Below are 17,469 nucleotides of genomic sequence, written 5' to 3' on the forward strand. Positions count from 1 at the left end.
TCAGGCTCCCTTCGCGGCTTGTTTGACCGCCGCGCGAATCCGGTTGTACGTGCCGCAGCGGCAGATGTTGCCGGCCATGGCCGCATCGATGTCGGCGTCGCTCGGGTTCGGGTTCGACGCGATCAGCGCGGTGGCGGCCATCACCTGCCCCGACTGGCAGTAGCCGCACTGGACGACGTCGAGCTCGCGCCACGCCTGCTGGACCTTGTGGCCGGCCGGCGTCGCGCCGACGGCTTCGATCGTCGTGATCTTGCGGCCCGCGACGGCCGCGACCGGCAGCACGCACGCGCGCGCGGCGACGCCGTCGAGATGCACGGTGCACGCGCCGCATTGCGCGATCCCGCAGCCGAACTTCGTGCCGGTGAGGCCGACGACGTCGCGCAGCACCCAGAGCAAGGGCATGTCGTCGGGGGCGTCGACCATGCGGGTTTCGCCGTTGATGTTGAGGGTGACCATACAGCCTCCGGGGCCGGTGTATTGGGGAAACGGCGCGAACGGCACGCCGTGCGGGGCCGTCATTGTCATCGCCGTCGCGCGGTGCGCCACGGGTGCCGCGCGGCCCGGGTGGGGCGAGCCGCGGCGGTGGTCCTGCGGTTGTTACTCGGCCACGTCGAGGCCCGACAGCACCTTGATGACCGGCGGGGCCGTGAACCAGTCAGCCGACTTCGCGCGGAATTCGCCGAAATACGGGCTGGCAAGGTGCGCGTCGAATGCGGCCTGATCGTCGTAGATCTCGTACAGGTGCAGGTTCGGCGAGCCGTCCTGCTCGCGGAACAGGTCGTAGCGCCGGTTGCCTGGTTCGGTGCGCGTCTTGACGACCATGCTGCGCAGTTCGGCTTCGGCTGCCTGCGCGTGTTCGGGTTTCACGAACAGCGAAGCAATCACGTGAAGCGCCATCTTGTTACTCCTTTCGAAACGAGATCGAGCATGCCACAAGCCGGCGTCACGTGACGCCAGCGTGCAGCCGCATGCAGTTGCCGTGCGGTGGTATCAGGCCAGTTCGTCCGGACCCACGCGCACGACGACCTTGCCGAAGTTCTTGCCGGCGAGCAGGCCGATCAGCGCGTCCGGCGCGTCGGCCAGGTCGGGGACGACATCTTCCAGCGTCTTCACCTTGCCCTGCGCGACCCACTCGCTCATCTCCTTCATGAACGGCGCATAGCCGGTCGCATAGTGATCGAGGATGATGAAACCCTGGATCCGGATGCGTTTGCGCAGGATCGTACCCATCAGTGCCGGCACGCGGTCACGACCGCTCGCCACGGCCGTGTCGTCGTATGCCGAGTCGTTGTAATGCGCGATGATCCCGCACACGGGCACGCGCGCGTGCTCGTTGAGCAGCGGCCAGACCGCGTCGAACACGGCCCCGCCGACGTTCTCGAAATAGACGTCGATGCCGTTCGGGCACGCGTCCTTCAGCTTGGCGGCAAAGGCCGGATCGCGGTGGTCGACGCAGGCGTCGAAGCCGAACGTTTCAGTGACGTACGCGCACTTGTCGGCGCCGCCCGCGATACCGATCACGCGGCAGCCCTTCAGCTTCGCGATCTGGCCGACCACCGCGCCGACCGCGCCGCTCGCCCCCGCGACGACCACGGTTTCGCCGGCCTTCGGCTCGCCGATCTTCAGCAGCCCCGTATAGGCGGTGAAGCCCGGCATGCCGAGCACGCCGAGCGCGTACGACGGATGCGCGAAGTCGCGGCCGAGCGGAATCAGGTCGCGGCCGTCGGACAGCGCATAGTCCTGCCAGCCGGCGCCCGCGACGACGAGGTCGCCTTCGCGGAACGCGGGCAGGTTCGACGACACGACGCGGCTGATCGTGCCGCCCACCATCACGCCGCCGAGCTCGACCGGCGGCGCATAGGACGGCGCGTCGCTCATCCGGCCGCGCATGTACGGGTCGAGCGACAACCAGACCGTGCGCAGCAGCACCTGGCCGGCACCGGGTGTCGGCACGTCGCCGGACTCGGAGCGGAAATCATTCGGCGTCGGCGCGCCGACCGGGCGCGAATTCAGGATGATCTGGCGATTTGCGGTCTTGCTTTGCGGCATGTGAGCCTCCGTCAACAGGAATAAACGTGCTTCGTGGGCACGATCGGATCAGGGGTGGACCAGCAGAAGTTGCGCGCACGCGGCAGCGTTGGCGGTCAGGCCGTCGCGGCCGCATGCGTGCGGTTGGAATGATCGGGACAGCGTAACGCGGAGCAAGGCGTTCGTCATGCGTGATTGAGTAGACCAGTCGTCTAGAATCAGGGTAAAAACAAGGCGCGCTGATGCGCGCCCGGCTTACGACTGCGCTCCGTCATGCGCGGCCGGCGGCAGGTTCAGCATGCGCCGCGTTTCGGCCATCGCTCTTTCGAGCGGCTTGCGATTGCGGTGAATTTTTTCCAGCAGCGTCGCGCCGAGCCACAGCTCGTAAAGGATTGCGGCCGTGTACGACGGATCGTCGACCGCGCTCAGCGAGCCGTCGGCCAGCCCGGCCTCGATGCCGCCCGCGAGCCGCTCGATGATCTGGCTCGTACCGTTCCGCAGCACCGCGCGCATCGCTTCCGACAGGTCCGACACTTCCGCGCCGAGCTTCACCGCCAGGCACTTGCCCTCCGGATCGTCCGCGCACTGCGTGTGCAGCCAGTTGCCCCAGTACGTCATCAGGCGCTCGGCGCCCGTGCCGGCCTGATGCTTGAGCAGGTTGTCGAGATGCGCGAGATAACCTTCGAAATACGATTCGAGCAGCGCTTCGCCGAATGCCTCTTTCGAGCCGAAGTAATGGTAGAACGAGCCCTTCGGGATGCCCGCCGCAGCGAGAATCTCGTTCAGACCGACCCCCGAAAACCCCTTGTGGAGCATGATCGGCTTCGCGATATTCAGGATGTGCTGGCGAACTTCCGCGCCTGAAGATGCATTCATGATGGCGTATGGTAGCAACGATTAGACCGGTCGTCTAGTAACGTCCAACCGGCATGTTTAGCGGCACTTTACCCGATCCCTGCCGCGCGCCCAATGCCCGGCCGGCTTTCTCCGTCACCTGCTCCCGCATGACCGCGTGCCGGCGTCACACGAACGACTCGGTTTCGTCGCGGGCGTTTCATCGATCTCCCGCATAAATACGCGCGGCGCATCTGCCGGCGAGCGTGAAACCGCGGCCGGCATTGCACACGTGTGCAATGCGCCGGACTGTCGTTGCCTCCTCCCGAACCCGTGACCAGGAACGCCCATGACCGCTTCGAAACCCGAACGCCCGTCCGCGCCGAACCGCCGGCGCTTCATCCAGCGCGGCGCCGCGCTGACCCTGTCGCCGCTCGTCGGCACGCTGGCCGCCTGCGGCGGCGACGGCAGCACGACGTCCGCATCGTCGTTCGCCGCCGCCGGCGCGGCGGATGCGTCCGCGCGCAGCTACGGCATCGCCGATCGCTCGATCACGATCAACGTCGTCAATGCGATCCCGTCGACGACGCTCGCGTTCGGCAACGCGGCGAGCCAGAGCGGCTCGTTGCCGCAGGCGTCGCAAGCGCTGGTTGCAACCGGGCAATCGACCGCCGTCAGCGCGTCGAACAGCTGGGGCGATTGCACGGGATCGTTCAACCTCGGCGGCGGTGATGCATCGTTCGCGATCTCGTACACGCATCCGTTCGGATCGCAACCGACCACCGTCAGCGTGACGCCGTCGGCCGGCTACGTGTCGGGCGCGGACGCCGCCACGTTTCCCGGCCATGACTCGATCGCGAATCTCAACCTGTATCGCGGCGTCGCGACCGCGAACGGCGCCTGGGTCGTCCCGCTCGCGCAGCTCGCGACGCCGCCGGCCAACAACTGCCAGGATTTCGCGAACAGCATGTTCGGCAGCAACGTGCGCACGGCCGCGGCGATCCAGTCCGCCTACCAGAGCACCGGCCCGCTCGGCTACGTGCCGCCCGCCGACTTCACCGGCGGCCAGCTTGCGGGTTTCGTTGCGCAATGGGTGCAGCGCTGGCAGAACGGCGCGTCGTATGGCGTGCTGCCCGGCGCCGATGCGCAGCTCGTCGACGCGCTGAAGCAGTATGTGTCCACGGCATCGAGCGCCGGCCCGCTGACGATGTGGGTGCCGCAGATCGCGTGGCAGGCCGGCTCCGATCCGGCCGTGTTCGCGCTGACGGGCTATCGCGCGTTTCCGTTCGTCGATGCGCAAGGCAACTGGATCGCGGACACGCTGACCGCGTTCCTGACGCTGCTGGCGGCCGGTTCGCACCTCGTCGCGATCAGCGCGACGAGCGACCTGCCGGCGGGCGTCACGATGCAGGCATTCGACAGTTTCATGGGCGCGAGCGGACTGACGACGTCGACGGATATCGGCAATTCGCACTACGCGTCGGTCGTGAATACGACGGGCCGTTATTACCTGAGTGTCGGCAGCGATTTCGCGCCGACGAACTGCGGGCTGATCCTGTCGTTCCTGTACGGACGCACGGTGAACAACCTGCTCGCGGGCGCCGGCACGTACAACACGTTCATCCAGCTCGAAGGCTGGCAAGCCGGCGGTTCGCGCCACAACGCCGACTACGCGACGTATCAGCAGACGCTGTGGAATATCTCGACGTACGGCGCGTCCGCGTACAGCGAGAAGCGCGCGACGTCGATCTTCCTCGCGCCGGCCGGCTGGACGCCGCAGGTCTATCAGACGACGCGGATGATGCCGTACGTCGGCGCCTACGCGCAGTCGAACGGCACGCCGCAGGGCTGGCTGAACACGTCGCTTGTGACGATACCGGCGGATGCGCCGCCGCTGCCGTCGAAGTATGTGCTGAGCTGAGCTGAATGGGCAGGCAGGCGTTTCGGGTGCGGGGCCTCTCGCCTGTTTCGCTGCTTGCCTGCCTCGGTGTGCGTCGGGCGTGCGCCGTCGTCGGCTGTTGGTTTCGCCGTCAGCGCGCCGCGTCGTCGGCACGCTTTCGCGTGCGCGTTCTTCGCTCGTCTCGCTGCGCGGCCGGCGCCGTCTTGGCGCCGCGCAGCGGGGCCCGGCGCGCGAGCACCGTCATCTCCCGCCTCAGCGCATCGAGCTCCTTGCCGCGCGCCGCATCGGTCGCCTGCGCGCCGTCGAGCTGCCCCTGAAGGACGCCGCATCGATGCAGCGCGTCGCCGAGTTGCGCCTGCAGCGTGGCGATGTCTTTGCGGTGCTGCGCATCGCGTTGTTCGGCGCGCGATGCCGTGGCATCCAGTTCCTTTTGCAGCCGCGCGGCCGCGAGCCGCTCGCGATCGATCTCCTGAAGCGCCCGCTTCTCCGATGCGCGCAAGCGTTCCTCGGCCCGGCCCGCGTCGTCACGCAGCCGGTCGAGCTGGGTGGTGAAGTCCGCGCGAGCTTGCACGAGTGCGCGATCGCCTTCCGCGTTGTCGGCCTTCAGGCGTTCGATATCCGATTGCAGCGCGCGCCGCGACGCGTCGTCCGCCGCCCTCGCCTGCTCCAGCTCCTGAATGCGCACCTGCGCGGCCAGCAGCGCGGCCGTGCGTTGTTCCAGCGCGGTTTCGGTGCGGCCGAGTTCGGCCTGCAGCGCGGCGACTTCCGCGTTCGCCGCCGCCCGCTCGGCTTCGACTTCCGCGCGCAGTGCGTCGAGCGCGGTGGCCGCTTCGGTGCTCGACCGATTCCACAACGCCGCGACCAGCTCGCCGGCTGCCGCCTGCAGATCGGCCGGCAGATCGGGATGCTCGATGCGGACGCGGCTCTTTTCCCGCAGTTCGGCCCAGAACTCGCCGAGGACGGCCGTCGGCGTGCTCATGCTGCCCTTGCGAACGAGTTGGTACAGGCGGTTCGCGGTGGGCGTGATGCCGAAACGGAAGAACAGCAGCGCGCAGGCTTCTCGATACAGCTCGCGGGTTTTCGGGAAGTCGGCCTTGAGGCGCTCGATTTCGGCGGTCAGGCGGGGTTCGTCGGCAGCGAGATCGGACATGGCGGGTTTCGTCGGTGATTTCGTCAATAATATAACGTAAACCGCTAAATATCCAATCATCGTGGTCTAATAATTTGACATTATTTCTATAATGTTGAAATGGAAGGATGCCGGCGCGGCGCGCGGAATCTCGGCTGTTCGTGTGCACGACCTTGTAACTGCCTTCCCTCGCGAGGGATCGGGCGGCATGACCCAAGCGTTACCCAGTCGGGCTCGGCGGCTTCACGCCGCGCATCTTGGATGTGGATTGGGAGGAGGATCGGTGGTTTGAAAACGGTAGCGCCTGCGGGATAACTGGCGACTACGGCATTCACATCCGCGCCGACGGAACGGCGGCGAGGGTCGTTGGATCGCTGCAGGCGCAGCATTTGCGCACGCTGGACGGCGGCCAAACACCGCCGGCAAGCGGAATGGCATATCCATCACCGCCGAGCCATCCCCCGCTCAATGTCGCTCGCGGCAGGATCGTTCGAGACGCGATCCCGGAGAGCGTGCAAGGTCGGAAGTGCCCGAGACGATTACGGGCAGCGGAGAAAGTGACGTGACTGGAGACACACCCACGGCGGCCACATGTCCGCCGTGGTACTCGATCCGGGAATAGTCAGAACCCCGGGAGCGACATCGAATGCGGAACCTGGCCGGAGAATGCCGGTACCTTCTCGTGCGCGAGGAGCCAGCGCTTCCGGTCCAGGCCCCACGCATACCCCTTCAGATCGCCGTTGCTTGCGATCACCCGGTGGCACGGCACCACGATCGCGACAGGATTGGCGCCATTGGCTGCGCCAATGTCGATCGCGGCACGGGGGTCTTCAAAGCCCAGTTCCTTCGCGAGCTTTCCGTACGTCGTCGTCGTGCCCGGCGGAATGCGCCTCAAGGCGCTCCACACGCGCTGCTGCAGATCGGTGCCGACCGTTGCGGTCGGCAACGTGTCGATAGCGGTCAACTCACCCGCAAAATATCGGTCGATCGCACGCTTGATCGCTTCCGGCACCGGGCGGCTCGTGACTTCGGTCGCCCCATATCGTTCGCGCAGACCACGATTCAGACGCGTGGCGTGGCTGGCAAACTCGAGTGCGCGAATCGCATCCTGGGTATCGGTGACAAGCAACATGTCACCCATCGGGGTTTCAAGACGACTCTGAAAAAGCTGCATGATTCGCTCCCGATCGAAAGCACGTTACGGTGCACCTACTTTATCTGTATGAAGCCGCAGCCGAACTCCGGCTCTTGCGCTCTCATTCGTGTTCTTCCGCGTGCGTTCCGATGCTACTTCGCGTCGTGGAAAATGACGCCGAGCGTACGCCGCTCGCCGCGGCGCAAGCGGCTCACGCCGTGCCGGAGCACGGCTCGATAGAATCCCCGCGGCGACTTTACCGGCCGATGGTTCACCGCGAGAACGACCGCGTCGCCTTGCCGAAGCGGCACCACCTCGGCCCGGCCCGGCTTCTTCGGATCGCTTTCGGTCAACAGGAGCTCGCCGCCGTCGAAATCCCGCCCGGGCTCGTCGAGCAGGAAGATCGCCTGCAACGGGAACACGAACTCGCCGTACAGATCCTGGTGCAGGCAGCAATAGTCGTTCTCTCGGTAGCGCAAAAGCAGTGGCGTCGGCCGGGTCTGTCCTGCGTTACGGCACACGGTCTGGAATTCCGAAAGCGTCGCAGGAAACCGGGTGTCGATCCGCATCAAGCCATGCCAGCGGTTCGCAATGGGCGCCAGACGTGAATAAAGCGATTCACGCAGTTGACCGACGATATCGGGCAGCGGTCGCGCGAAATACTTGTATTCGCCCCGACCGAACGCGTATCGCTCCATCACGATGCGGCTGCGAAAGCGCGCTTCCTGAGGATAGTAGCCGGCTACCTCGCTGCAGAGCGACGGCGCGAGCAGTTTGGGAAGTACCGCGTACCCGTCGTGCGTCAGGTCTCGCTCGAATGCCGCCCAATCGATCGCTGCGATCCTGGCGTCGACCGACGTGTCGGCTGATTCCCCGTCGACATCCACAGGATCGGCGTCGAGCAACAGCGTTGCCTGTCTGGTCATGAGTGCGGCTCCTTGATGCGTGTTTTATTTGAATGCGATGCCGTGGCCGCCTTCCACGCCGTGTACTTTTCCGGCAGGCAGATTGCGCAGGGACGATAGCCGGCCGCCACAGCGGTCGCTTCGTCTTGAAAGAACACGCGGTGTTTGACGTATTCGCCACGCGCGATTGCCCGCAGCGCGGACCGGCAATCGAGCCGGCCGTAGATACGGTTGCGTCGATGCCCGCCGAGTGTGCCCGGCACGTCGCTGTCGTACGGCTTGCCGTCTCGGCCGATCAGTTTGAATCGCGTGGATGGCGTCACGTTCGCTGTCTTCCAGCCCGTCAACGGGCATTGTGAAACGACAGCTCGACGCCAAGCCGCTCACCGCCGCGAACGCGGCTGATTGCATGCTTGAGATTCACGCGGTAGTAGCCCTTGGTCCCCTTGAAGGGGCGCTGTGCCGTGCTGATGATCGCGGCATCTCCCAGCGTGAGCGGCACAACCATCGGGCGCGACTGCATGCGCGGGCGCTGTTCGGTGAGCACAAATTCCCCACCCGTGAAGTCCTTGCCGGCTTCACTCAGCAGCACGACGACCTGCATCGGAAAGACGTGCTCGCCATCGCTGCTCTGATGCAGCGCCAGATGATCGCCGGCGCCGAGTCGGTTCAGATGAGACAAGGGTTGGCTTTGCCCGTCGTCGCTGTTACGCCGCAGGAAAGCGTTCAATTCCAATGGATATCGATACTCGACACCCAGGATCTCGTTCCAGCGATTGGCGATGGGGGCAAGATCTCGATACAGCGCGGCACGCCAGGACGCCAGCGGCTCCGGCAGTTGCGCACCGAAGCGCAAGATTTCCCCGCGCCCCAACTCGAGCGAATCGAGCGACACGCGGCGCCCCGCCCCGTCCTCGCTGATCTGGCGTGCGAGTGCACGCACCTCGTCGCGATCGAATGCACCGGGCAGCAGCGCGTATCCGTCGGAATCGAGTTGCGCGCCGATGTCGATCCAGTCCGGCGCGGCGCAGCTGATGGCAGTTTCGGTCATGTTGAAAGTCATGTTGGGATTTGAGTTCGGCGCGCTCAAGATTGGGCTTCGCGTCGCGTCGCGTCGCGTCGCGTCGCATCGCAGGCGCTCGCGTTTGCGGTCGACGCCTCGTCGACATGGAAAGGAATACCTCGAATTTACATGCGACAGCCCCGAGCCGAACTCCATTTCTTGCGGTAATACTCGCGTACCGCGATGCGATTCACCAACCGGGAAATCGTGCGATCAACCTGATCCAGATCGTCAGGCACCCGGCATCGTGCATGTAGCGCAATGCCTCGCTCGCGCGCCACGTGCACGGTACCCGTCGTAACCAAATGGAATCGGCTCCGGACCGGTACATCCACACGATCGTCGCCGCCATCATTTGTTGCTCCGGGGCCATCGCGCGAAAACCGGCCCGCCACGCGGCCATTTCTGCCGGATGATGTTCCCCGGATCGCTCGTCGTAGGCGGCGGGACAGATACCCCGATGGAATTCCCCCTGGCTGCTGGAACAGAACAGCCGCGACAGTCTCAGTTCCGTGATCGCCTGCTTCAGGACGGTGAGGAAGTGGGCCGGTGTTCTCATCACGCGGACGTGCGTTTCGCCGGCCAACGCCTCCAGCGAGAGCGCAGCGTGCTCGTCGAGATCCAGCGATCGAGCAACCAGCCGGTCCAATCGCGTTTCGTCCATCGGCGTCGGAATTTGAGCCTGTGCGTGCAGCACGTGCAGGATCGCCTCTACGTCGCTGTCAGTCTTTTCGCACTCGGTGATGAATTGAGAATCGATGTTCAACACTTCCGGTCTTTGACTTTGTGAACGGGTAATCGCATCCGCTACGTGTGCGATTCGCTTTCTCGTCGAGAACGATATCGGTTGGAGAAGAATGATTCGATCCGTTTCTTGCTGCCTAATTTTCCCGAATCGACGCCGTGAACGCTGACGACGATTCGTTGAATGGAACGACAAGAAACGAATAGAAGTGCGCATGCTCGATCGCTATCGTTCGTTCCGAGCGGAGCCACTCCGTCTCTCTATCAACCGAGATCACCAAGGAGTCGAACATGTCGAAGGAAGACGATAACAAGGCAGTCGTCGGTCGCTGGTTCACGAATTTCTGGGGCGAGAAATGCGACCTCCGCATCGTCGACGAAATTGCGGCGCCGGACATGCTGCTGAAGTACTCGCTTCACGAGCCGCGCCGTGGCCGTGAGGATATCAAGGCATTCATGACCGACTTCCGCGCGGCGTTCCCGGACCTCAACTTCTGGGGCGTCACCGATCTGATCGCCGAAGGCGACTACGTGGTCGGTCAGTGGGAAGGTGGCGGCACGCACACGGGCCCGGCGTTCAGCGACTTTCTGATCGGGTCGCTGCCTGCCTCGACCGGCCGGCGGATGCACTTTACCGGGACCACGGTCCTTCGCGTGAAGGACGGTCTGATCGTCGAAGAGCTCGGCCTCGATGACGGTGTGACGGCACTCACGCAACTCGAGCTGATCAAGAAAGCCTGAGCGCGGACACGGTCGGTTCACCGGTCGGATATTGGCCGCAGCAAAAACCACGAGCACGGATCGGCTCAAGCCGATTCGTGCATTTTTAATGCGCGAATGGTAACGGGAGTGCGCTGACCCATCCGTCATCTCCGCCCCGACCCGCCCTCTCGGCAAACGCCGCTGCAAACGCCGCTGCAATCGCCGTAAAGGCCGTGACCATTGAGCGCTCATGCCGGGCATGCTTGCCGCCGCCGCCCGGGATGTCGTGCGCCGCGTTGCAGGACGGTGCACCGGAATCGGGCCCGTCCGAGCCGCGTCCGCCGCTTGTCATTTACCTGCCACCGTCGACCGGTAGCGTTCGGGGCTGACCCACGCTATCGACAGACGAATCCGCCATGCAGCGCACGTCGCGCGCCTCGCCCCACGTTTATGCGGCCACGTCCCGCGCCCTCGCCGTCAGCCTCGCGATCAACCTGCTGCTGCTCGCCGTCGAGACGGTCGCGGCGTGGTCCGCGCATTCGTCGGGGTTGCTTGCGGACGTCGCGCACGCGGCGATCGATCTCGCGGCCGATGCGCTGATCCTCGTCGCGTGCCGGCTCGACGCGCGCCTGCCGCCGGAGCGGCGCCCGACCTACGAACCGCTCGCACTCGCCGGCCTCGGCGCATTGCTCGCCGCGACGGGCGCGCAGATGATCTGGCACGCGATGACCCGGTTCGATACGCCGCCGGTCGTGCAGCCGGTCGCGACGACGCTCGCGCTGGTCGCCGTGACGCTCGCCGGCAAGGCCGCGCTGTCGTACTGGATGCTGCGCAAGGCGCGCGAAACGGGTTCGGCGCTGCTCGAGGCGAGCGGCTGGCATGTTCGTACCGATGCGTTGTCGTCGTTGCTGGCGGCGCTTGCGATGAGCGCGGCGCTGGTCGGTTTCGGCCGTCTCGACGACGTGGCCGCGCTTGCGATCGGCGCACTCGTGATCCGCACGGGCGTTGGGTTCATCCGGCGCGGCTGCGCGCAGTGGCCGGCGCTGGCGGAGTGGGCGAACCGTTCGACGCGCGGGTCGTAAGCGCGGGCGGCATCGTCGGGCATTGCGACGAGGTGTGCACCCTTCCAATACCCGCTATCGGGGATCGGCCGGGCGGAATGACAAAGAGGCTCGCGTTGTGCGAGCCTCTTTTGCGTGATGTCGTCATCGGCCCCCATGCCGATGTATCGCAAGACGAATGCGGCCGGTTCCGATGGTGTTCGGTATCGGCCGCCGCTTACCCGAGCGGCACCACGCTCCCGAGCAGGATCCGCACGAGCGTCGCCTGGCGCGTGACGCCTGTCTTCGAGAAGATCGCACGCAGGTGCGTGCGCGCCGTGTTCTTGCTGATCCCCGATTCGTCCGCGGCTTCCTCGAGCGTCAGCCCGTTCGTCAGCAGCAGCGCGAGCGACGTCTCGGCGGGCGTCAGGTCGAACAGCTTGCGGATGATTTCCTGCGCGCCCTGCGGCTTGCGGTCGGGGTCGCGCAGGAACAGCGTGACGGCCGGCCGCCGCTTGTTGTCCTCCGACCAGTCGGACAGCAGCACCGTGCGCACCAGCAGCCCGAGGCGCGGCTTGTCGAAACTACGCGTGATCGGCATCGCCTCGACCGTTGCCGCGGCCGTGCCGTGGTGCCCCATCACCGCGTGGCGGATCAGCCGCTTCAACGTGCGGTTCTCCTGCGCGTCGGTAGCCTCGATCGTGCCGCGCGCAATCGTCAGACCATTGTTCTGCTTGAGGATCTCGTCGGCGACGCTGTTCATGTCGATGATCGTGCCGTTCTCGTCGAGCGCGATCGTGCCGACCTGCATCCGGTCGATCGCGTTCGCATAGATCGACCGTTCGACCTCGGCCGAGTCGAGCCGCGAATGCAGTTCGATCGCACGCTTCAGGTGCGGCAGCAGCAGCGCGCAGATCGCCTTGTCGCGCGCCGAGAACTGCTTCGACGCATGGTTGCGGCACACGCGGAACCGGCACTCGACGCCCGACGGCGTGCGCAGGTCCGCGCCGAGGATATAGCGCACGTCCTGCGGCTTCAGGAACTGCTTGTACAGCTCGCTCGACAGCCAGCCCGTGTCGCCGAACACGTCGTCGACCGTCACCACGCGATCGGCCGGCAGGCCGACGAACGGGTCGAGGGAATAGTAGTAATCGTTGTAGGCCGCCTGGCCGTCGCCCGGGACGACCGGGCCGAATTCCGATGCGTGCACGGACAGCGGCGCGCGGCGGTCGCTCGCGGCCGCGCGCAGGATCAGCGTCACGTAGTTCGCCTGCAGCCAGCGGCGGACGAGTTCGAGCGCACCGGCCCACGGCGGCGTTTCCAGCGGCCCCTGGTAGATGCGTGCCATCAGCTCGCTGAAATCCGCGACGCCGACATCGGCCTCGTCACTTGTTGCCTGGCTCTCTTGCGGAGCCCATCTCGTCTCCATCAGCACGCTCCATCCTCCATACGACATGTTTCCAGTGCGACTTGATCTCGCAACCATGATTAGGACGCGTCTAAATTCCGGCGTCATCGGGGGGATTCACTGAATAGTGAGAATTGGCCATCCGGGCGGGCGAACCATCGTCCAATCGGATGATGTGGCGCCCTGCCCGCTGCGCTGGAATGCCCGTCAGGCCGTGCCGGCAAGCGTCCGGCCCGGACTCAGGGAAAACCGCGACACGGGTTTACCTGATTCAGACCGTATCCGATTCAGACAGGAGTTCCCATGCCGCTCGACCCTCAGGCGCAGGCGCTGCTCGCCGCGTTCGCCCAAGCACCCGCGATCGATTTCGCCCAGCTCACCGTTCCCGCCTACCGTGCGAGCCTCGCCGCGGGCGGCGCCTTCGCGCCCGGCGATGCCGTCGCCGCCGAGGAGGACTGGCGGATTCCCGCCTCGGGCCGGCAGTTGTCCGCGCGGTTGTATCGGCCCGCTGCCGACGGCCCGTTGCCGCTGACCGTGTTCTTCCACGGCGGCGGCTTCGTGTCGTGCGGCATCGATTCGCACGCGAACCTGTGCCGCAGCCTCGCGACACGCGCGCGCACGCTGGTGCTGTCGGTCGACTACCGGCTCGCGCCCGAGGCGCGCTTCCCGGCGGCCGCGCACGACGCGTGCGATGCCGTGCGCTGGGCCGCCGCCAGTGCACGCGATCTCGGCGCGCGCCCCGGCGCGGTGGCCGTGGCCGGCGACAGCGCCGGCGGCAATCTCGCGGCGGTCGCCGCGCTGCAGTTGCGCGGCTCGGGCATCGACATCGCGCATCAGTTGCTGCTGTATCCGGTCGTCGATTGCGCGACCGAGCATCCGTCGTATGAATCGCTCGGCGACGGTTATTTCCTGACGGCGGAGATGATGCGCTGGTTCAAGCACCATTATTTCGACGCCGGCGCCGATCGCGCGTCGCCGCTCGCGAGCCCGCTCGCCGCGCCGGACGTCGCGGGCGCGGCGCCGGCGACGATCGTCAGTGCCGAATTCGATCCGCTGCGCGACGAGGCCGAAGCGTATGCGCTGCGTCTCGCGCAGGCCGGCACGCCGGTGACGCTCGTGCGCTGGCCCGGCCAGTTGCATGGTTTCGCGAGCATGCTCGGCGCCGTCGATGCGGCCGACCGCGTGCTGACGTTCGGCGCCGACGCGCTGCGCCGCGCATTCGACGCGACGGAGGCGCAATGACGCTCGCCGGCACGCTGGAGATCGTCGACGAGCTTCGTGCGGGGCGGATGGTCCTGCTCGTCGACGAAGAGGATCGCGAGAACGAAGGCGATCTCGTGATTGCGGCCGATCACGTGACGCCCGACGCGATCAATTTCATGGCGCGCTTCGGGCGCGGGCTGATCTGCCTGACGCTGACCGCCGAGCGCTGCGAGCAACTGCGGCTGCCGCCGATGGCCGATCACAACGGCACGCCGTTCGGCACCGCGTTCACCGTCAGCATCGAGGCGGCTGAAGGCGTGACGACCGGCATTTCGGCGGCCGACCGTGCGCATACGATCCGCGCGGCGGTCCGTGCGGGCGCCCGCCCCGACGATCTCGTGCAGCCCGGCCACGTGTTCCCGATCGCCGCGCGCCCGGGTGGCGTGCTGGTGCGTGCGGGGCACACCGAGGCCGGCTGCGATCTCGCGGCGCTCGCCGGGCTCACGCCCGCGTCGGTGATCTGCGAGGTGATGAACGACGACGGCACGATGGCGCGGCTCCCCGAGCTGAAGGCGTTCGCCGCGCTTCACGGGCTGAAGATCGGCACGATCGCCGACCTGATCCACTACCGCCGCGAGCACGAATCGCTCGTCGAACGCGTCGGCGAGCGACCGCTGCATACGCCGTGGGGACAGTTCCGCGCGATCGAGTATCGCGATACCGTGCACGGCGCGCCGCATCTCGCGCTCGTGCGCGGCGAACCCGATCCGGCGACGCCCGTGCTGACGCGCGTGCACGAATGCCATTCGCTGCTCGACCTGCTCGACGCGGAGCCGTCCGCGCATTCGTGGCCGCTGCACGCCGCGCTGCAGCGGATCGATGCGGCCGGCTGCGGGGTCGCGGTGCTGCTCGACTGCGACATGCGCGGCGACGCGATGCGGATGCCGGCCGGCAATGCGCGGCGCGACGGACGCGTGACGGGGATCGGGTCGCAGATCCTGCGCGACGTCGGCGTGCGGCGGCTGAACGTGCTGTCGAGCCCGTTCCGGCTGCCGGCGTTGTCGGGGCACGACCTGGAGATCATGGCGTTCATTCCGCTCGGGGACGACGATCCGGAAAGCGTGCGGGGTGCGCACGCGAACCCGCTGCGGGCGGCTTGATGCTCGGGTGACGGGCGGGCGTCGTGTGCGGCGCTCGCAGACAGTATGGCCGGCCGGTTTTTCGCGTAACAGGCTATCGTTTGTTTTTGTTGAATACAGTCTTGGGTTTGTATTTTGACGATACATACCATAGACTGTATTTTTCGATTACAAACGATCGCCTGTCATCTCGCGGAGCGCCCGATGGCCTTTCCTGTCCAGACCCTGACCCAGTTGCGCCCGATACTCGTCGGCTTCCGGAAATCCGCGAGGCTCACGCAGGCGCAATTGGCCGCCCGCCTGGGCGTCACGCAGCAATCCTATGCGCAGCTCGAAGCCAACCCGGCGGCGGTCAGCATCGAACGGCTTTTCAAGGTGCTGAACACGCTCGGCGTTCGCATGACGCTCGATCTGGGCGCGCAGGATGAATCGGTGGAATCGGTCGAACCCCAGGCCGAGGCCGATGCCGGGCCGGCGGCTCGCAAGCCGGCCGCGAAAAAGCGCATGCCGGACCCGGCGCGCGGCGCCACTGCAGCAACAGCCGCGAAAGCACGAACCAAAACCACGACCGGCGCCGCACGGAAGCGGCCGGCGACGGCAACGCCGGGCAAGCCGCGGGTCTCGAAACGGGAGGACTGGTGACGATGGCTACGCGCGTCCGTCACGACCGTCTCGACCTGTGGATGAACGGCATTCCGGTCGGCTACTGGGAAGTCCGGCGCGGCGTCGAGCGTCTCGTCTACCTGCCGGGCTGGCTCGACGATCGCCAGGGGCGGCCGCTTTCGCTGTCGCTGCCCTTCACGCCCGGCAACCAGCCGCACCAGGGCGCGATCGTCGCCGACTACTTCGACAACCTGCTGCCGGACAGCGAGCCGATCCGCCGCCGTATCGCTCAGCGCTACCGGCTCGGATCAACGGCGCCGTTCGAACTGCTCGCGTCGATCGGGCGCGATTGCGTGGGCGCGATCCAGATGCTGCCGCCCGGCGAGACGCCCATCGATCTCGAGGCGATCGACGGCGTGATGCTCGACGACGCGGCCGTCGCCGACGTGTTGCGCCACGCGACCGCCGCGCCGCTGCCCGGCCACGCGGAGCCGGAAGGCGACCTGCGCCTGTCGATCGCCGGCGCGCAGGAAAAGACCGCGTTGCTGCGCCAGCAGAACCGCTGGTTGCGGCCGTCGGGCAGCACGCCGACCACGCACATCTTCAAGTTGCCGCTCGGGCGCGTCGGGAACATGCAGGCCGACATGCGGACGTCCGTCGAGAACGAATGGCTGTGCTCGAAGCTCGTCGCGGCGTACGGCCTGCCGGTCGCGGCGTGCGAGATCGGCCGGTTCGACGACCAGAAGGCGCTGATCGTCGAGCGCTTCGACCGACGTCCTTCACGTGACGGCACCTGGATCCTGCGTCTGCCGCAGGAGGACATGTGCCAGGCGACCGGCACGCCGTCGGGCGCGAAATACGAATCCGACGGCGGGCCCGGCATCGAGACGATCATGGGCGTCCTCGCGAATTCGGCCGATGCCGCGCACGACCGGATGAACTTCTTCGTCGCGCAGCTCGTGTTCTGGGTGCTCGCGGCGATCGATGGCCATGCGAAGAACTTCAGCATCGCGCACCTGCCCGGCAACACGTACCGCAGCACGCCGCTGTACGACGTGCTGTCCGCGCATCCGATCATCGGCACGCGCCGCAACCAGCTGCCGCCGCGCCGCGCGCGGCTCGCGATGGCCGTGTGCGGGAAGAACCGGCACTACGTGATCGGCGAGATCCAGCCGCGTCACTGGATCGCGCAGGGCCGGCGCGTCGGCCTGACCGAAGACGACGTGCGCGTCGCGATGGCGGCCGTCGCCGCGCGCACGGAACCCGCGATCGCCGAAGTCGCGGCGCAGATCCCGGCGGATTTTCCGGCGGACGTGGCGGACGCGATCTTCGACGGCATGCGTCGGCAGAGCCGCAAGCTCGGGGCCGGCGATTCCGCGTGACGTTTCGGCGGGTTCGGTTTCAGTTTCAGTACGTCGTCTCGGGGCTTTGGCCCGGTTGCGGTGCTCTGATGCGTTGAATCGACGGTTCTTCCGGGTCGGACCGGGGCATGCGCCGCGATGCCGAGATCGGACGCTGCCGACGATTCATCCTTGCGAACAGCGAAGCTACGCTTGCGCGGGCATTTCAGACGGTTCCGCATGAAAGTCTCGTCCACCCGGACGATGCGCGCCCGCACCACCGCCGCACAATGATC

At 66.4% G+C, this 17,469-nt stretch carries 18 protein-coding genes; 7 read left to right on the forward strand and 11 right to left on the reverse strand.

Features of this window, described 5'->3' with window-relative positions:
• From H3H55_RS24375 to H3H55_RS24390, 4 genes are all read right to left on the reverse strand, one after another.
• Positions 1 to 456, reverse strand: coding sequence for a (2Fe-2S)-binding protein (locus tag H3H55_RS24375; RefSeq protein WP_193100545.1), 456 nt, complete (start codon positions 454 to 456; stop codon positions 1 to 3).
• Positions 457 to 597: 141 nt separating this feature from the next.
• Complete coding sequence (locus H3H55_RS24380) at positions 598 to 897, reverse strand: putative quinol monooxygenase (protein WP_193100546.1); 300 nt, start codon at positions 895 to 897, stop codon at positions 598 to 600.
• A 93-nt stretch (positions 898 to 990) separates the two neighbouring features.
• Positions 991 to 2,049, reverse strand: a complete 1,059-nt coding sequence (locus H3H55_RS24385; RefSeq protein ID WP_193100547.1) for an NADP-dependent oxidoreductase — start codon at positions 2,047 to 2,049, stop codon at positions 991 to 993.
• Positions 2,050 to 2,283: 234 nt separating this feature from the next.
• Positions 2,284 to 2,904: a TetR/AcrR family transcriptional regulator gene (locus H3H55_RS24390; RefSeq protein WP_193100548.1), complete on the reverse strand. Its 621-nt coding sequence runs from the start codon at positions 2,902 to 2,904 to the stop codon at positions 2,284 to 2,286.
• Between the two features lie 307 nt (positions 2,905 to 3,211).
• Here H3H55_RS24390 and H3H55_RS24395 point away from each other — a divergent pair, with 307 nt between their 5' ends.
• Complete coding sequence (locus H3H55_RS24395; protein WP_193100549.1) at positions 3,212 to 4,783, forward strand: hypothetical protein; 1,572 nt, start codon at positions 3,212 to 3,214, stop codon at positions 4,781 to 4,783.
• 109 nt (positions 4,784 to 4,892) lie between these two features.
• Here the strand turns inward: H3H55_RS24395 and H3H55_RS24400 are convergent, their stop codons facing one another.
• The 6 genes from H3H55_RS24400 to H3H55_RS24425 all read right to left on the reverse strand — a co-directional run bounded on the left by H3H55_RS24400 (position 4,893) and on the right by H3H55_RS24425 (position 9,760).
• Positions 4,893 to 5,912, reverse strand: coding sequence for a DNA-binding protein (locus H3H55_RS24400; RefSeq protein ID WP_193102134.1), 1,020 nt, complete (start codon positions 5,910 to 5,912; stop codon positions 4,893 to 4,895).
• 601 nt (positions 5,913 to 6,513) lie between these two features.
• Positions 6,514 to 7,065: a methylated-DNA--[protein]-cysteine S-methyltransferase gene (locus tag H3H55_RS24405; protein WP_193100550.1), complete on the reverse strand. Its 552-nt coding sequence runs from the start codon at positions 7,063 to 7,065 to the stop codon at positions 6,514 to 6,516.
• A 113-nt stretch (positions 7,066 to 7,178) separates the two neighbouring features.
• Positions 7,179 to 7,952 (reverse strand): 2OG-Fe(II) oxygenase, encoded by a 774-nt coding sequence (locus H3H55_RS24410; RefSeq protein WP_193100551.1) that lies wholly within the window; start codon positions 7,950 to 7,952, stop codon positions 7,179 to 7,181.
• On the reverse strand, positions 7,949 to 8,254 hold the full coding sequence (locus tag H3H55_RS24415) for an Ada metal-binding domain-containing protein (protein ID WP_193100552.1): 306 nt from the start codon (positions 8,252 to 8,254) through the stop codon (positions 7,949 to 7,951). Before H3H55_RS24415 ends, H3H55_RS24410 begins: the two co-directional genes overlap by 4 nt.
• Positions 8,255 to 8,274: 20 nt before the next feature.
• Positions 8,275 to 8,994 carry a 2OG-Fe(II) oxygenase gene (locus H3H55_RS24420; RefSeq protein ID WP_226800358.1) on the reverse strand — a complete coding sequence of 240 codons (720 nt, stop codon included), beginning with the start codon at positions 8,992 to 8,994 and terminating at the stop codon, positions 8,275 to 8,277.
• Positions 8,995 to 9,184: 190 nt separating this feature from the next.
• Positions 9,185 to 9,760 carry a hypothetical protein gene (locus tag H3H55_RS24425; protein ID WP_193100553.1) on the reverse strand — a complete coding sequence of 192 codons (576 nt, stop codon included), beginning with the start codon at positions 9,758 to 9,760 and terminating at the stop codon, positions 9,185 to 9,187.
• Positions 9,761 to 10,029: 269 nt separating this feature from the next.
• Here H3H55_RS24425 and H3H55_RS24430 point away from each other — a divergent pair, with 269 nt between their 5' ends.
• Complete coding sequence (locus tag H3H55_RS24430) at positions 10,030 to 10,479, forward strand: ester cyclase (RefSeq protein WP_193100554.1); 450 nt, start codon at positions 10,030 to 10,032, stop codon at positions 10,477 to 10,479.
• 377 nt (positions 10,480 to 10,856) lie between these two features.
• Complete coding sequence (locus H3H55_RS24435; protein ID WP_193100555.1) at positions 10,857 to 11,522, forward strand: cation diffusion facilitator family transporter; 666 nt, start codon at positions 10,857 to 10,859, stop codon at positions 11,520 to 11,522.
• A gap of 196 nt (positions 11,523 to 11,718) precedes the next feature.
• Here the strand turns inward: H3H55_RS24435 and H3H55_RS24440 are convergent, their stop codons facing one another.
• On the reverse strand, positions 11,719 to 12,909 hold the full coding sequence (locus tag H3H55_RS24440; protein WP_129514887.1) for a helix-turn-helix transcriptional regulator: 1,191 nt from the start codon (positions 12,907 to 12,909) through the stop codon (positions 11,719 to 11,721).
• A gap of 282 nt (positions 12,910 to 13,191) precedes the next feature.
• Here H3H55_RS24440 and H3H55_RS24445 point away from each other — a divergent pair, with 282 nt between their 5' ends.
• From H3H55_RS24445 to H3H55_RS24460, 4 genes are all read left to right on the forward strand, one after another.
• The gene (locus tag H3H55_RS24445; protein ID WP_193100556.1) at positions 13,192 to 14,130 is read left to right on the forward strand and encodes an alpha/beta hydrolase; all 939 of its coding nucleotides are present in this window, start codon (positions 13,192 to 13,194) and stop codon (positions 14,128 to 14,130) included.
• A complete protein-coding gene (ribBA, locus tag H3H55_RS24450) occupies positions 14,127 to 15,251 on the forward strand; it encodes a bifunctional 3,4-dihydroxy-2-butanone-4-phosphate synthase/GTP cyclohydrolase II (protein WP_193100557.1) in 1,125 nt (374 codons plus the stop codon). The genes H3H55_RS24445 and ribBA overlap by 4 nt, the downstream gene beginning before the upstream one ends.
• A 183-nt stretch (positions 15,252 to 15,434) precedes the next feature.
• The gene (locus H3H55_RS24455) at positions 15,435 to 15,872 is read left to right on the forward strand and encodes a helix-turn-helix domain-containing protein (protein WP_193100558.1); all 438 of its coding nucleotides are present in this window, start codon (positions 15,435 to 15,437) and stop codon (positions 15,870 to 15,872) included.
• A 2-nt stretch (positions 15,873 to 15,874) separates the two neighbouring features.
• Complete coding sequence (locus H3H55_RS24460; RefSeq protein WP_193100559.1) at positions 15,875 to 17,215, forward strand: type II toxin-antitoxin system HipA family toxin; 1,341 nt, start codon at positions 15,875 to 15,877, stop codon at positions 17,213 to 17,215.
• The last annotated feature ends 254 nt before the right edge of the window (positions 17,216 to 17,469 follow it).

The organism is Burkholderia sp. Z1, assembly GCF_014893795.1.
In the GTDB taxonomy this organism is placed as follows: Bacteria; Pseudomonadota; Gammaproteobacteria; order Burkholderiales; family Burkholderiaceae; genus Burkholderia; species Burkholderia theae.

Excerpts from the sequence above, each read along its gene's own strand:
- H3H55_RS24375 (WP_193100545.1), bottom strand. The coding sequence starts at position 456 with ATGGTCACCCTCAACATCAACGGCGAAACCCGCATGGTCGACGCCCCC.
- H3H55_RS24380 (WP_193100546.1), bottom strand. The coding sequence starts at position 897 with ATGGCGCTTCACGTGATTGCTTCGCTGTTCGTGAAACCCGAACACGCG.
- H3H55_RS24385 (WP_193100547.1), bottom strand. The coding sequence starts at position 2,049 with ATGCCGCAAAGCAAGACCGCAAATCGCCAGATCATCCTGAATTCGCGC.
- H3H55_RS24390 (WP_193100548.1), bottom strand. The coding sequence starts at position 2,904 with ATGAATGCATCTTCAGGCGCGGAAGTTCGCCAGCACATCCTGAATATC.
- H3H55_RS24395 (WP_193100549.1), top strand. The coding sequence starts at position 3,212 with ATGACCGCTTCGAAACCCGAACGCCCGTCCGCGCCGAACCGCCGGCGC.
- H3H55_RS24400 (WP_193102134.1), bottom strand. The coding sequence starts at position 5,912 with ATGTCCGATCTCGCTGCCGACGAACCCCGCCTGACCGCCGAAATCGAG.
- H3H55_RS24405 (WP_193100550.1), bottom strand. The coding sequence starts at position 7,065 with ATGCAGCTTTTTCAGAGTCGTCTTGAAACCCCGATGGGTGACATGTTG.
- H3H55_RS24410 (WP_193100551.1), bottom strand. The coding sequence starts at position 7,952 with ATGACCAGACAGGCAACGCTGTTGCTCGACGCCGATCCTGTGGATGTC.
- H3H55_RS24420 (WP_226800358.1), bottom strand. The coding sequence starts at position 8,994 with ATGACTTTCAACATGACCGAAACTGCCATCAGCTGCGCCGCGCCGGAC.
- H3H55_RS24430 (WP_193100554.1), top strand. The coding sequence starts at position 10,030 with ATGTCGAAGGAAGACGATAACAAGGCAGTCGTCGGTCGCTGGTTCACG.
- H3H55_RS24435 (WP_193100555.1), top strand. The coding sequence starts at position 10,857 with ATGCAGCGCACGTCGCGCGCCTCGCCCCACGTTTATGCGGCCACGTCC.
- H3H55_RS24440 (WP_129514887.1), bottom strand. The coding sequence starts at position 12,909 with ATGGAGACGAGATGGGCTCCGCAAGAGAGCCAGGCAACAAGTGACGAG.
- H3H55_RS24445 (WP_193100556.1), top strand. The coding sequence starts at position 13,192 with ATGCCGCTCGACCCTCAGGCGCAGGCGCTGCTCGCCGCGTTCGCCCAA.
- ribBA (WP_193100557.1), top strand. The coding sequence starts at position 14,127 with ATGACGCTCGCCGGCACGCTGGAGATCGTCGACGAGCTTCGTGCGGGG.
- H3H55_RS24455 (WP_193100558.1), top strand. The coding sequence starts at position 15,435 with ATGGCCTTTCCTGTCCAGACCCTGACCCAGTTGCGCCCGATACTCGTC.
- H3H55_RS24460 (WP_193100559.1), top strand. The coding sequence starts at position 15,875 with ATGGCTACGCGCGTCCGTCACGACCGTCTCGACCTGTGGATGAACGGC.